This window comes from uncultured Jatrophihabitans sp. (genome assembly GCF_964252635.1).
GTDB lineage: Bacteria > Actinomycetota > Actinomycetes > Mycobacteriales > Jatrophihabitantaceae > Jatrophihabitans.
This window is the reverse complement of sequence record NZ_CAXUNP010000044.1, coordinates 1-13938: the sequence shown is the minus strand read 5'-3', so window position 1 is coordinate 13938 and position 13938 is coordinate 1. Positions and strand designations below refer to the sequence as shown.

Here is a 13938-nt window from a genome sequence, read left to right as displayed (position 1 = left end):
GATCGGCGGGATGACCTGCGCATCGTGCGCCGCCCGGATCCAGAAGAAGCTCAACAAGCTCGAGGGCGTCACCGCCTCCGTCAACTACGCCACCGAGAAGGCCAGCGTCGAGCACCCCGACGCGGTGTCGGTCGACGACCTGGTCGGGGTGGTCGAGGGCATCGGGTACTCGGCCGCGCCGCCGGCCACCGAACCCGATGCGGCCGACGGTGCCCCGCCCGACGAGGACGCCAAGGACGCCGAGGACGTCGAGCTGCGCCGTCGCCTGCTGGTCTCGGCGGCCCTGGCCCTGCCGGTGCTCGTGCTGTCGATGGTGCCGCCGTGGCAGTTCCGCAACTGGCAGTGGCTCGCGCTGACGCTGGCCGCGCCCGTCGTGGTGTGGGGTGCCTGGCCGTTCCACCGGGCGACGGCGATGAACCTGCGTCACCGCGCCACGACGATGGACACCCTCGTGTCGGTCGGCGTGCTGGCCGCGTTCGGCTGGTCGTTGTGGGCGCTGTTCGTCGGCGACGCGGGTCACCCCGGCATGCACATGTCGTTCTCCTTCGTCGCCTCCGGTGGCGACGACATCTACCTCGAGGTCGCGTCGGCCGTGACCGTGTTCCTGCTCGCCGGCCGGTACGCGGAGGCCCGCGCGAAGCGTCGTTCCGGGGCCGCACTGCGCGCCCTGCTCGACCTCGGCGCGAAGGAGGCCACCGTCGTGCGCGACGGCCGCGAGCAGCGGGTACCGGTCGCGGCCCTGGTAGTCGGCGACGTTTTCGTCGTACGTCCGGGTGAGAAGGTGGCCGCCGACGGCGTCGTCGAGGACGGCACGTCGGCCGTGGACGCCTCGCTGGTCACCGGCGAATCCGTCCCGGTGGAGGTCGGTGCGGGCGACGAGGTCGTGGGCGCGACGGTCAACGCCGGAGGCCGGCTGGTGGTGCGCGCGACCCGCGTCGGCAGCGACACGCAGTTGGCGCAGATGGCCCGCCTGGTCGAACAGGCGCAGAACGGCCGCGCCGAGGTGCAGCGGCTCGCCGACCGCGTCTCGGCCGTGTTCGTCCCCGTCGTCATCGCCCTGGCGGTGGTTACGTTCGCGCTGTGGCTGACCGTCGACGGCAGTGCGCATGCCGCGTTCACGGCCGCCGTCGCCGTGCTGATCATCGCGTGCCCCTGCGCACTCGGGCTCGCGACGCCGACCGCGCTGATGGTCGGTACCGGCCGCGGCGCGCAGCTCGGCGTACTGGTGAAGGGGCCCGAGGTGCTCGAGAGCACCCGCCGCGTCGACACCGTCGTGCTGGACAAGACCGGCACGGTCACCACCGGACGGATGACGCTGCACGATGTCGTCGCCGACGACCCCGACGAGGTGTTGCGCCTGGCCGGGGCCGTCGAGGCGGCGAGCGCGCACCCGGTCGCCCGCGCCGTCACCGACGCGGCGGCCGGACGGGGACCGTTGCCCGCCGTCGACGGCTTCGCCGAGACCCCGGGGCTCGGGGTGCGGGGCGCGGTCGAGGGGCGGTCGGTGTGCGTCGGGCGCCGGTCCTTCGTGGCTGCCGATGTGCCCGCCCGCCTCGCCGAGGCCCTGTCCGACGCGGAGGACGCCGGGCGCACGGCCGTGCTGGTCGCGGTCGACGGCGTCGTGGTCGGCGCCCTCGTGGTCGGTGACGCGGTGAAACCCACCAGCGCCGCCGCCGTGCGCGAGCTGCGCGCCCTGGGCCTGACGCCGGTGCTGCTGACCGGCGACAACCGCCGTGCCGCCCGGGCCGTCGCCACTGCCGTCGGGATCGAGGAGGTGGTGGCCGAGGTGCTGCCGCAGGACAAGGTGGCCGAGGTGTCCCGTCTGCGGGCCGAGGGGCGGGTCGTGGCCATGGTCGGCGACGGCGTGAACGACGCCGCCGCGCTGGCCGCCGCCGACCTCGGCATCGCCATGGGCAGCGGGTCGGACGTCGCGATCGAGGCGTCGGACCTCACCCTGGTCCGCGACGACCTCGGGTCGGCGGCGACGGCCATCCGGTTGTCGCGGGCCACCCTGCGCACGATCAAGGGCAACCTGTTCTGGGCCTTCGGCTACAACGTGGCCGCGATCCCGTTGGCCGCCCTCGGGCTGCTGAACCCGCTCATCGCCGGCGCGGCCATGGCGTTCAGCTCGGTGTTCGTGGTCACCAACAGCCTGCGCCTGCGCCGGTTCGCCTGATCCACCATCACCACCTCGAGTCGTCCGCGCCTGGACGCGTCCCGACCCGACGACGCGCGGACAACTCGCCGTCCTATCCGATCTTGTCCGCGCCTGGACGCGTCCCGACCCGACGACGCGCGGACAACTCGCATTAGAGCGTGGCGTAGAAGCGCTCGTGGGCGGCCGCGGCCCGTTGCCAGGTGTGCCGCGCAGCCAGCGTGCGTCCCGCCTCCACGCGCCGCCCATCCGGTGCGCGCGCCGCGTCGAGCAGCCCGCAGGCGAGCTCGGCCTCGTCGTGCGCGAACGCCACCGAGCCGTCGAAGACCTCGCGCAGCACCGGCAGGTCGCGCATGACCACCGGGACGCCGGCGGCCAGCGCCTCCATCGCGGCCATGCCGAAGCCCTCCTTGACGGACGGGAACGCGAACGCGGACGCCTGCGCCACCAGGCCCGGCAGCTGCTCGTCCGGCACCGGGCCGAGCAGCTCGGGCACCACGCCGAGCTCGGCGGCCCGGTCGAGCACGCGGGCCCGGTAGTCGCGGTAGTCGAACAGCGTCTCACCGCCGGCGACCACCAGGCGCAGGCCGGGCTCGCGTCGCTGCACCAGGGCCATGGCACCGACCAGGTGCTCGCTGCCCTTGCGCGGCTCGATGCCGCCCACGGCCAGCACGTAGCGCCCCAACCGCTGCGCCCACGCTGCACGGCCCGCGGCGTCCGACCCGGCGGCGGCGAAGCGCGCGCCGTCGATGCCGTTCGGGATCACCGTCGTCTCGATCCCCCACCCCGCGCGGACCTCGTCGGCGACCGCGGCCGACACGCAGACGTGCGCGCGCGGCCGCACGATCGCCCGCTCGTGGCAGGCGGCCAGTTCCGGCGTGGTGAACACGTCGAGGTGGTGGATGGTGCGCACACAGTCGGGGACGGCGTTCGCACTGATGCAGTCCTGCGCGTGCACGACGTCGTAGCCGCGGCGAGGTGCTTCGACGGCGAACGCCGCGCCGAGGGCCGCTATCGACCGCAGGATGCGCGGCCCCACGCCCTCGTCGGGCACATCCGGGAGGGGGACGAGACACACCCGCACGGCCGGGTCGACGGGCCGGAAGAACCCGGCGTCCTCGCCCCGGGCCAGGGACCACACGTCGACGTCGTGACCGCGCGCGGCCAGTGCCTCGGCCAGGGCCAGGGTGTGCACCACCCCGCCGCGGGGCCGGGTGGAGTAGGTGAGCAGCGCGATCCGCACGTCACGTCCCCACGTACAGGTCGCGACGCCGTTCCTGCAGGTGGTGCAGCACGAGCCGGGCCCGCTCGACCTCCGCGTCGACGTCGAGCTCGGCCACGGCCAACCCGGCCTTGGCCCACGTCCGCGCGAGCACCTCGCCACCCGGGCCGACGACCTTCGACTGGCCGAGGAACCGCAGGCCGCCCATCGAGCCGGTCTGGTTCGACGCCGCCCAGACGACCTGGTTCTCGGCCGCCCGCGCGCAGTCGTAGAGGTCGAAGAGGCGTGACTGACGGTCCTGGGTCAGCCGCGGCGCGCGCTGGGTCAGCGACGCGGGCCACGCGCAGAGGCAGGCGATGACCCGGGCGTCGTCGAGGGCCAGCGTGCGCGCCGCCTCGGGAAACGTCTTGTCGTAGTCGATGAGCATGCCGAGCCGGCCGGCCGGGGTGTCGAAGGCGGCGATGCGATCCCCGGCCGCATAGACGAGCGCCTCGCCCGGTGGCAGGTGGACCTTGCGGTAGCGGCCGAGCACCCCGTCGCCGGACACGCAGATCGCCGAGTTCCAGCGCCGGCCCTCGCTGAGCTCGGAGTACCCCAGGCAGACGACCATGTCGGCCGCGAACTCGATCACGCGTCGCATCTCCGGGCCGTCCGGGTCGACCGCGGGCGGCAGGGCCTCCGGGTCGGGCGAGCGCAGGTCGGCCAGGTACCCGCCGAGGGCGGCGTCCGGCAGGACGAGCAGCGAGGCCCCGGCCCGCCGCGCGGCGGCGATGACCATGCCGATCCGCTCGACCGAGCGGTCCAGGTCGCGCCCGAAGTGTGCCGACGCCGCGGCGATGCGCTGCGTCGGCACGATCAGCCCGACACCGGCACGGCACCGATATCAGCAAGCTGACGGCGGACGAGATCGTCGGCCACGTGCGCCGCGTCTCGATCGAGGCCGGCGAACCGTCCCGATCCCCAGGTGTGCAGCCAGGGCAGCCCGACGAAGTACAGCCCGGGCACGGGCGTGACGCCTCTGACGTGCGTGGGGTGCCCGGCGCCGTCGAAGACCGGCGCGTGCAACCACCGGTAGTCGCGGTCGAAGCCCGTCGCCCAGACGACCGCGGCCAGCTCGTCGGCCGGCACCTGCGAACCGTCCGCACCGTCCGGATGCCATACCGGCTGGTACGTCGACGGACCTTCGACGGTGTCGATCCCCTGCGTCTCGACGAACGCGTCGATCATGGCGTTGATGCCGTTGTAGACCTGGTCGGCCGAGTCCAGGTTGCATTCGAGGTCGGCGTCGAAACGCAGCCGACCGTCCGCGATGTCGAGCAGGCGGCCGTGCAGTTGCATGCCCTGTATGGCGAACGCCCGCAGGTCGATGTCGCGACCCCCGTCGCGGCCGGTGACGTAGTGGTTGGTGCGGTCCTGGGTGCGTTCCTCGACGGGCTTGTCGGTGACGGGCTTGTCGTAGTGGCCGGTGTCCTCGAGCCAGGCGATGACGTCGCGGCCGCGGTAGCGCCGGGCGAAGCGCGGTGCGCGGCCGACGGCGAGATGCACCTGACGCCCGGCCAGCAGCAGATCCTCGGCGATCTGCGCACCCGACTGCCCGGTCCCGACGACGAGCACCGGCCCGTCGGGCAGCGACTCGGGATTGCGGTAGCCCGACGAATGCACCTGGTGGACGCCCGACGGCAGCCGCTCGCCCACCCGCGGGATGCGCGGCGTGTGGTAACCACCGGTGGCCACGACCACGTGGTCGGCGACGATCGTCCCGTCCGAGGTACGGACCTCGAACAAGCCCGGGTCAGTATTGCCGTCCTCCATCGGGCGGACCGACAGCACGGACGTGTGCTCGCGCACCGGCGGCGCGAAGCTCGCGACGTAACCCTCGAGCCACTCGATGAGCTCCTTGCGCACCATGAAGCCGTCCGGGTCGGCGCCGTCGTAGGCGTAGCCCGGCAGCCGGCACTGGAAGTTGGGTGTCACGAGGCAGAAGCTGTCCCACCGCGCGTCGGCCCAGGTGTGCATGACGGTGTCGCGCTCGAGCACCACGTGGTCGATGCCGTCACGGGTCAGGTACCAGCTCACGGCCAGCCCGGCCTGCCCGCCGCCGACGACCACCACGGACGTCCTCACGCCCGCACCCCGCTCGACACGTACGCGTCGGGACGGCGGTCGCGCAGGTGGAACATGTGGCGTCGCGCGCTGCCGAGCATCTCGTCGAGATCCACGGCGGCGTACGCCACGCCGGCCCGGTAGCCGGTCGAGGCGAGGACGTCCCCGCCGGCGTCGACGACCTTGGCCGAGGCGACGAACCGCAGGTCGCCGAAGGTGCCGGACTGGTTGGCCGAGACCCACACCACCTGGTTCTCCAGCGCCCGGGCACGGTCGAACAGGTCGAAGCGCCGTGCCCAGCGGTCGTCGGCGATGTCCGGGCTGGCCAGGGTGCGCGCCGTCGGCCACGCCGACATGCAGCAGATGACCTGGGCGCCGTCCATGGCCAGGGCACGGGCTGCCTCGGGGAAGGCCTTGTCGTAACAGATCATCATGCCGAGGCGCCCGACCGGGGAGTCGAACGTCAGGAAGTCCTCGCCGGCCGCGTAGGAGGCACCCTCGCCGAGCGGTTGGTGCACCTTGCGGTGGACGCCGAGGACACCGTCGCCGCCGACCGCGACCGCGGTGTTGTACCGGCGGTCGCCGTCGGCCTCGCACAGGCCGGCCGTGACCACCAGGTCGCCGGCCAGCGCAGCCAGCCGCTTCACCTCCGGGCCGTCGAGGTCGAGCGCGGGCGGCAGCGACGCATCACCCGCGCCGTCGAGGTTTGCGAGGTAACCGCCGAGCGTCGCCTCGGGCAGGACGACGAGGTGCGTGCCCCGCGCGCGGGCGTCGTCGAGCAGGACGGCGATGCGGTCGAAGGTGTCCTCGAGGTCGCGGCCGAAGTTGGCGGCCACCGCCGCGACCCTGGTCTCGGTCATCGGAGGCCGCCCGCGGCCGGGCCGAGGCCGGTCACGTCGCCGACACCGTCGGTGGTCTCGCCGTCGGGCCAGCGCAGCGTGACACCGGCGCCGGCGACCAGGTCGCCGCACACGGCCGACGTGACCGGACCGCACGCGGCCACGTCACGGCCGGGCTCGTCCGCGGTGATCATGGCGAAGCCGGGGAAGCACCCGAGCCAGTCGGCAGTCGACGCGCCCTCCGGCGTCGGCACGGCGGCGACGTCGAGGACGGCCCCGCACCCACTCGCCTCGGCCAGCATGCCGAGCGTGCCGACGAGACCGGCCATGCTCACGTCCTTCGCGGCGGCGGGTGCGGTGTCGGCGACGACGCGGGACATCGCCCGCAGTTCGTCACCGCTGCGGGCCGTGGTGGAGTCCCACTGGCGACCGGTGTGACCGCGCCGCCACGAGCCGCCGAGGTCGGCGGAGACGGTGACGGCGTGACCGGCCCGTCCGCCGCCGGCCGGCACCGGGCGCGTCGTGCGGCCCAGCGCCGTGACGGTGAGCGCGGCCGGCACCCCGAACTGGGTGTGGCCGCCGAGCACCGGCACGCCCCACGCCTGCGCGGCGTCGCGGAGCCCGGTCAGCACGCGCGCGGCGAAGCTGGCGTCACGGGCGCCGATCGCGTCGAGCAGGCCGACGGACGCGGCGCCCATGGCCGACAGGTCGTTGACGTTGACGAGCACGCCGCACCAGCCGGCCCACTCGGGGTCGCGTTCCACCAACGACGGGACGATCGCGTCGCAGGCCGCGACGACGTCGGTGCCCGGCACCGGCGCGCCGTCGTCGCCGACGAACCCCGGCCCGCCCAGGGTGGATCCGGCCTGCATCGATCCGGACAGCGTCGACGGTTCGAGCGCGGCGAGCAACAGGCCGAGCGCGGACTTGGTCGCCCGGGCCTGGGCGCCGAACCGGTCGATGGGCCAGCGCATGCGCACGTGCGGGCTGCCGGCGACCTGCTGCTCGCCGAGCCGCACCCAGCCCAGCCGGCGGAACAGCTCCTCGTTCGCGGCCTGCACGTTGGCCTCGAACCGCAGCGCCCCGACCCGTTCGGCGTGCGCACACGCCGCTCGGATCAACGCCGCGCCGATGCCGTGCAACCGACGCGCGTCGGGGCGCACGACCAGCCGCGCTCCAATCCACCACCCGAGGTCGGGTGAGGTCGCCGGGGCGAGGCGCACGCCGCCGAGCACGGTGCCGTCGGCCTCGCGGGCGACGAGCACGACGGCCCGGGGATCGTCGTCGACGTCGTCACGGTCGGTGCCGGCGAACAGGCCCTGCTCGAGGACGAACACCTGCTGCCGCAGGGCCCGGTAGGCCGCCAGTTCGCGCTCGTCGTCGGCCACCGCGACGGTCCACGTGGGTGCCGTCAGCCGGTGGACGTGGCCGAGCAGCGCGGCGCCGATGTCCAGGGAGGCAGTCACGATCAACCCCCAGCGGTCTGCAGCGCACTGCACGCCCCGCAGGCCGCGCAGCCGGCCTTCTGGTCGGCGCCCAGCATGCCTGCGGCGGCGAGCAACTCACCGACCCGCGACGTGACGTCGGCGACCAGCCAGGCGGGTGGCGGCACCGCGCCGTCCAGCTCGGTGGCCAGCGTCCCGGCGATGGGCCGGTAGGGCACGACGAAGGGGTAGACGCCCAGGGCGATGAGCTCGCCCGCACCGGTGACCAGCTCGTCGGGGTCCTCGCCGAGACCGACGATGAGATACGTCGACACCTGGTTGCGGCCGAAGACCCGGACGGCCTCCGCCCACGCGGCGCGGTACTCGGCCATGGGCACCGAGCCCTTGCCGGGCATCCACCGCCGGCGCACGTCGTCGTCCAGCGACTCGACGTGGATGCCGATGCTGACCACGCCGGCGTCGCGCAGGTCGGTGAGCACGTCCAGGTCGGCGGGCGGCTCGATCTGCACCTGGATCGGCAGGCCGGGAACGCGGTCGACGACGGCGCGGACGCAGCGCACGAGGTGCCGCGCACCGCGGTCGCGGCCGGCGGACGTGCCGGTCGTCATCAGCATCTGGGTCACGCCGTCGAGACGCACTGCAGCCTCGGCCACCTCGGCGAGCTGATCGGGCGTCTTCACCGCGGTGGTCGCGCCCGCGGCCAAGGACTCCTCGATCGCGCAGAAGCGGCACCGCTCCGCCTCGTCGTAGCGGATGCAGGTCTGCACAACCGTCGTGGCCAGCACGTTCGCGCCGTGCAGCCGGGCGATCTTGTCGTAGGCGACACCGTCCGCGGTCTGCAGATCGTAGAACTGCGGTCGGGCCACCGGTTCGACGTCCAACCCCAGGTCGGCGCCCTCGAGCAGCAGCCGTCCCTCCCGCACCCGGTACTTGCTGGTGGCGACGACGGGCAGGGCGGTGCCGACCCCGCCGAGCAGCACGTGACCGTCGTCGGACGGGCCGGCGCCGCCCTCGCGGTGCACGGGCACGTCGAGGGCGACGCCGCAGACGGCGAGGTCGGTCCGGAGCGCGGTGGACGTCATCCCCTAGACCATGAAGTTGGATTGGATGATGGCGCCCTTGTTGGCGTAGTGGATCACCGCGTCCTGGACGTCGAGCGCGTGCGCCGGGATGACGCCCTCGATGAGGTCCTCCTCGCGCATGCCGTGCAGCGCCATGCCGAACCGGCAGCAGTAGACGGTGCCGCCCTCCTTGATGAAGGTGGCCAGCGCGTTGTTGATGTTGTTCTCGCCGGGGAACGCGTCGTCGCCCGTCGTGGGGAAACCGCGGTTGGCGTTGCAGTTGATCGCGCCGGGCCCGTAAAAGTACAGCGCCGACTCGAAGCCCTTCCGCAGCGCGCGGGTGGCCTGCAGGATCGCGACGAAGCTCACCGACGACTCGTGGGCGATGGCGTGCACGAGCGCGAACCACGCCTGGCCCTCAGAGGCCTGGTAGTCCGGGAAGATCTTCGTCCCGCCGTAGAGGTTCGTGCCCTTGGCGAGCGACGGGTGCGGGATCTCGGCGCGGCTCTTCTCGGCGTTCTCGGCGACGTCCGGGTCGGAGATGGTGGTCGTCATGGTGTGCCCCCTGCGTTGTTGGCGGTGCCGGATGGGATGGGTGGGACTCGGTCAGTCGTAGAGCGCGGCGAAGTTGTCGGTGAACGCCATGCGGGCCAGCTCGCCGTCGGCGGCCGCCGCGGCCAGGCGTGCGTACTCGCCGGCGTGGTCGCCCCACGGCTCGTCGCTGGCGAACAGCACCCGGTCGGCACCGATGCCGCGTGCGTCGATCTCGGCCGCGAGCCAGCGCGGGGCGAAGCCGATGGCCCAGCTGGTGTCGGTGTAGACCTGCTTGCCGGCCGCGATCCAGTCGAAGAAACGGCCGCCGATGAGCTTCATGTGCCCGCTCATGCCGCCGCCCAGATGGACGAGGTGGATCTTCACGTCGTCGCCGTAGCGCTCGACGAGCGTGCCGACCTGGTCGATGTCCGAGGCGGCGCCCGGCGAGGTGTGGACGTGCACGACCAGGCCGTGCTCGCGGGCGGTCGCGAAGATGAGGTCGAGCTGCTCCCGGCAGTCGGGGTCGGTGGGTGCGCCGCCGAGTAGAAACGTCGTCTTCAGCGCTCGTACGCCGGGCTCGCCGGCCAGGTTCAGCGCGGCCCGGTTGAGCTCGGCATCCTGCGGGCGCGGTGACACGTAGAGCCCGGCCCGGATCCGGTCGTCGCGCTGCGCGGCCTCGACGACCAGGTCGTTCAGGGCGAAGGTGACGCCGACGTCCGGGACGCCGTAGTTCGGCAGCACCAGCGCCCGTTCGGTGCCCTCGCGGTCGAGGTCGGCGATGAGCTCGTTGATGGTCGCGCGGGCGCTGATGTCAGCGTTGATCGGCGGGCCGCCGTAGAACGGGAACGCCGGCAGCACCCCCAGGTGCCGGTGGCCGTCGGCCAGGCCCAGTTCTGCGCTCCCCATGCATCAAGTCAACGGATGGGGCGTTCGGTCGTGGTTACTGCCGGAATAAGTCCCGGTGTCGCAAAGTCCGCGAATGTTTCAGCGCAGTCGCATGCACCAGCTCGCCGCAGGCCTGTCCACAGGCCTGTCCACAGGCCTGTCCACAGCTGGGGACGCAGGCTGTGGACAGCGGCCATGCCCTCAGACGGGGATGGGCGTCTGGGTCAGGTCGATGGTTCGGGGTGGGGTCCAGGTTGGTCGGCCGTTGACGATGTCGACGGTCCAGTTTGCTGTCTCGAAGTTTCGGTGGTGGTGGCCGCAGAGCATGACGGCGTTGTCGAGGCTCGTGGGTCCGCCGAGGATGTGGTGGATCTGGCACCAGCCGGGTGGGGCGAGGCAGCCGGGGAAGGCGCAGCCCTGGTCTCGGGCAATCAACGCCAATCTCTGTCCTTCGGTGAACAGCCGATGCGTCGAGCTGTAAGCCTCGACCGCTTTGGTGCTGTTATGGGCGGTGATCATGAGCCGGTAGTCACCACCGGCCCAGCCGAGTGCCTCGCGGACGGGGACTTGGGCGCCGTGACCGGTCAGGGCGAACCCGTCGCCGGTGAGGTAGGTGTCGGCGTCGATGGTGAGCACGACGGTGGCCAGCACCCCACCTGCGGTCGGGAGCTTGCCGGAGCCGACGGTGATCTTCAGGGCGTCGAGCAGGGCGTCGTGGCGTCGTTGCCCGGCGGTGCGGGGGTCCTTGATGCCATTCGCTTCGGGCTGGGGCTTGGCGAGGCTGTCGAAGGTGACCTGCAGGAACTCCCCGAGCTCGGCGGTGCCCTCAAAGCTGCCGACACAGGACCCGTCCGGTCGCACGTGTAACCGCAGGTCCCGGTCCCTCCGCCGCCGCTCGACATCGCGGTGACCGGCGTCCGGGTCGAGCCACTCGGCCTCCCGGGTGGCGAGCTGCTGCAGGGTGGCCGCCTCGAACTCACGCGCGAACCCGACCAGCCGCGCCTCGGCGTCAGGTACGTGCTCACAGACCTCGATGGGCAGTCTGTCCAGGGTGGCGGTGATGACTCGGGCTTGCCGGGCGGCCAACTCACCGGCGGCCTGCGCCGCGGCGACCGCCGGGTATCGCGCGGCCATTGGCTCACCCAGTAGCGACCGTCGCGAACCGGCGGCGTGTGCGGCCCGCACCCGGCTGTTGGCCTCGGAGATGTCGATGGCCAGCGTCTGACGCAGCCAGTAGCCGGTGGCGCGGGCCATCGCCCGGGCCGGGATCCCGCGGGCCTCGACCTCGAGAACCAGCGCGTGGTCGACCGGCTCCAGCCGCCGCCGCATCGCCTCGAACGAGCGCACCGCCGCGACGACCTCGTCATCGGTGCACGAGCTCAGGTCGACCGCCTGTAGCGCGTCCACAACCTGGTGAGCGTCCGCAAGCAGCGTGGCCACATCGGCCCGCGTCAGCGTATCGCTCATGCGTTCTATTCTAGCGCAGGGGGAGCTGGCCGACCAGCGTTTATCCCAGCAAACCCCGGCCCTGCTACAAGATCGCTCAGTGCGCAACGCAAGCCGACAACGCGAAGCAACCGCCCCCTAGACGCTCTCGTCGCCGCGCCCTTGGCCTTGAAAGCTCACGGCCACCGCTCAACCGACGACCACAGGCTGAGCCCCAGCACGACACAATTAGTCCGTGTCCACCCCGCTGTTCACCCTCGCCGAGCTCGACGCCGCCGCCGACCTCGTCCACCGGTCCGTCTCGCCCACCCCCTCCTACGAATGGCCCCTGCTCTCCGCCGCGCTGAGCGCCGACGTCGTGGTCAAGCACGAGAACCACACCCCGGTCGGGGCGTTCAAGATGCGTGGCGGGCTCGTGTACGTCGACCACCTCCGCCGCGAACGACCGGAGGTCACCCGCATCGTGTCGGCCACCCGCGGCAACCACGGGCAGAGCCTGGCCTTCGCGGGCCGTGCCGCGGACCTGGCCGTCACCATCGTGGTGCCGCGGGGCAACAGCGCGGACAAGAACGCCGCCATGCGGGCACTCGGCGCCGACGTGGTCGAGCACGGAGACGACTTCCAGGCGGCGCGCGAGCACGCGGCGCACCTCGCCGAGGCCGACCCGGGTGTCGAGCTCGTCCCGTCCTTCCACCGCGAGCTGGTTCTCGGCGTGGCCACCTACGCCTACGAGCTGTTCGCCCAGGTACGCGATCTCGAGGCCGTGTACGTCCCGGTCGGGATGGGGTCGGGCATCTGTGCGTTGATGGCCGTGCGCGATCTGCTGGGCCTGCCGACCGAGGTCGTCGGCGTCGTCAGCCGGCGCGCCGACGCCACCGCCCGGTCGTTCGAGGCGGGACAGGTCGTCCCCACCGAGTCGGCCGACACCTTCGTCGACGGGGTGGCGACGCGTGTCCCGGACGCCGAGGCAATCGCGCGCATCGTCGCGGGCGCCGCCCGGATCGTGCGCGTCGGCGAGGACGACGCCGCCGAGGCGATGCGCCTTGTCTTCCGGACGACCCACAACGTGGCCGAGCCCGCGGGGTCACTCGCGGCGGCCGGCCTGGCCGCGGACGCCGACCGGATCCGCGGCCGACGGGTGGCCATGGTGCTGTCTGGCGGCAACGTCGACGCGCCCGTACTCGCTGCCGTTCTGGGCGGCGACACACCCCGCTCCTGAGCAAAGATCGGGCCTTCATGGCCTTTGTCAGCATTCTTTAAGCTGCCTGGATCGGGTACGAACGGGCCCCAGCCCATAAGATCCTGAGCGTCAGTCGTCCCGTGCCAGCGAGCCCAGGAGATCCCGTGTCGGAGCAGTTCGGTCACTACGTCCTCGAGACGATGATCGGCCGCGGCGGCATGGGCGAGGTGTACCGGGCCTACGACACGAAGCGCGACCGCACCGTGGCCCTCAAGAGGCTGCCGAAGGATCTGGCCAGCGACGAGATCTTCCAGGCCCGCTTCCGCCGCGAGTGCCGGCTGGTCGCCCGCCTCAACGAGCCGCACGTCATCCCGATCCACGACTTCGGCGAGATCAACGGCCACCTGTACCTCGACATGCGACTCGTCGAGGGTGTCGACCTGTCCACCGTGATCAGCGACGAGGGGCCGATCGAACCGCGACTGGCCGTCGACGTCATCGGCCAGGTCGCCGCTGCCCTGCAGTCGGCGCACGACCTCGGCCTGATCCACCGCGACATCAAGCCCTCGAACGTCCTGGTCACCGGCCTGACCGCCGACCGGCAGAGCGCGTTCGCCTACCTCGTCGACTTCGGCATCGCCCGCAGCGAGGGGGCCGGCGGCGGCACGGCCCTGACCGCGACCACGGGCACCGTCGGCACCCTCGGCTACATGGCGCCCGAGCGCATCAGCGGCGGCGACGGCGACAACCGCTCCGACCTGTACTCGCTGGCCTGCGTGCTCTACGAGTGCCTGACCGGCCACTCGCCGTTCAAGGGCGAGACGTTCCAGGTCATGTACGCGCACGTCAACGCGCCGCCGCCGCTGCCGTCGAGCGAGATCACCAACCTGCCGCGCGCCCTGGACGACGTCATCCGCAAGGGCCTCGCTAAGGACCCGAAGGACCGCTTCCAGACGGCGAACGAGTTCGCGGTCGCCGCCCGTGCCGCCCTGGCCCAGGGCGGGGTGACGCCCCCGCCGCCCCCGATGCGCCCACCGCTGGGCGGCCCGCCGCCGCCCGGCGGTGGGC

The 13938-nt window shown here is 72.6% G+C and carries 12 protein-coding genes; 3 read left to right on the top strand and 9 right to left on the bottom strand.

Going from position 1 to position 13938, the window contains the following annotated elements:
• Window positions 1–10: 10 nt before the first annotated feature.
• On the top strand, window positions 11–2176 hold the full coding sequence (locus tag ACFFCA_RS16425) for a heavy metal translocating P-type ATPase (protein ID WP_375486746.1): 2166 nt from the start codon (window positions 11–13) through the stop codon (window positions 2174–2176).
• Window positions 2177–2309: 133 nt separating this feature from the next.
• On the opposite strand, the gene ACFFCA_RS16420 is transcribed toward ACFFCA_RS16425, so the two are convergent.
• The 9 genes from ACFFCA_RS16420 to ACFFCA_RS16380 form a co-directional block, all read right to left on the bottom strand.
• Window positions 2310–3398, bottom strand: a complete 1089-nt coding sequence (locus ACFFCA_RS16420) for an MSMEG_0565 family glycosyltransferase (protein WP_375486709.1) — start codon at window positions 3396–3398, stop codon at window positions 2310–2312.
• Between the two features lies 1 nt (window position 3399).
• On the bottom strand, window positions 3400–4230 hold the full coding sequence (locus ACFFCA_RS16415) for a carbon-nitrogen hydrolase family protein (RefSeq protein ID WP_375486707.1): 831 nt from the start codon (window positions 4228–4230) through the stop codon (window positions 3400–3402).
• Between the two features lie 2 nt (window positions 4231–4232).
• On the bottom strand, window positions 4233–5501 hold the full coding sequence (locus ACFFCA_RS16410; protein WP_375486705.1) for an MSMEG_0569 family flavin-dependent oxidoreductase: 1269 nt from the start codon (window positions 5499–5501) through the stop codon (window positions 4233–4235).
• Window positions 5498–6340: a carbon-nitrogen hydrolase family protein gene (locus ACFFCA_RS16405; protein ID WP_375486703.1), complete on the bottom strand. Its 843-nt coding sequence runs from the start codon at window positions 6338–6340 to the stop codon at window positions 5498–5500. The genes ACFFCA_RS16410 and ACFFCA_RS16405 overlap by 4 nt, the downstream gene beginning before the upstream one ends.
• A complete protein-coding gene (locus ACFFCA_RS16400) occupies window positions 6337–7734 on the bottom strand; it encodes an MSMEG_0567/sll0787 family protein (protein WP_375486744.1) in 1398 nt (465 codons plus the stop codon). Before ACFFCA_RS16400 ends, ACFFCA_RS16405 begins: the two co-directional genes overlap by 4 nt.
• A 53-nt stretch (window positions 7735–7787) precedes the next feature.
• Window positions 7788–8846, bottom strand: a complete 1059-nt coding sequence (locus ACFFCA_RS16395) for an MSMEG_0568 family radical SAM protein (protein WP_375486702.1) — start codon at window positions 8844–8846, stop codon at window positions 7788–7790.
• Between the two features lie 3 nt (window positions 8847–8849).
• Window positions 8850–9380 carry an MSMEG_0572/Sll0783 family nitrogen starvation response protein gene (locus ACFFCA_RS16390; RefSeq protein ID WP_375486700.1) on the bottom strand — a complete coding sequence of 177 codons (531 nt, stop codon included), beginning with the start codon at window positions 9378–9380 and terminating at the stop codon, window positions 8850–8852.
• A 51-nt stretch (window positions 9381–9431) separates the two neighbouring features.
• Entirely contained in the window at window positions 9432–10265 is an 834-nt protein-coding gene (locus ACFFCA_RS16385) for an amidohydrolase family protein (RefSeq protein WP_375486698.1), read from the bottom strand.
• A gap of 180 nt (window positions 10266–10445) precedes the next feature.
• Window positions 10446–11711, bottom strand: a complete 1266-nt coding sequence (locus tag ACFFCA_RS16380) for a DUF222 domain-containing protein (RefSeq protein ID WP_375486696.1) — start codon at window positions 11709–11711, stop codon at window positions 10446–10448.
• Window positions 11712–11925: 214 nt separating this feature from the next.
• Between ACFFCA_RS16380 and ACFFCA_RS16375 the strand changes: the two genes are divergently transcribed.
• Window positions 11926–12909 (top strand): threonine dehydratase, encoded by a 984-nt coding sequence (locus ACFFCA_RS16375; protein WP_375486694.1) that lies wholly within the window; start codon window positions 11926–11928, stop codon window positions 12907–12909.
• Between the two features lie 125 nt (window positions 12910–13034).
• The coding region (locus ACFFCA_RS16370; protein ID WP_375486692.1) for a serine/threonine-protein kinase at window positions 13035–13938 on the top strand (904 nt) is incomplete at its 3' end.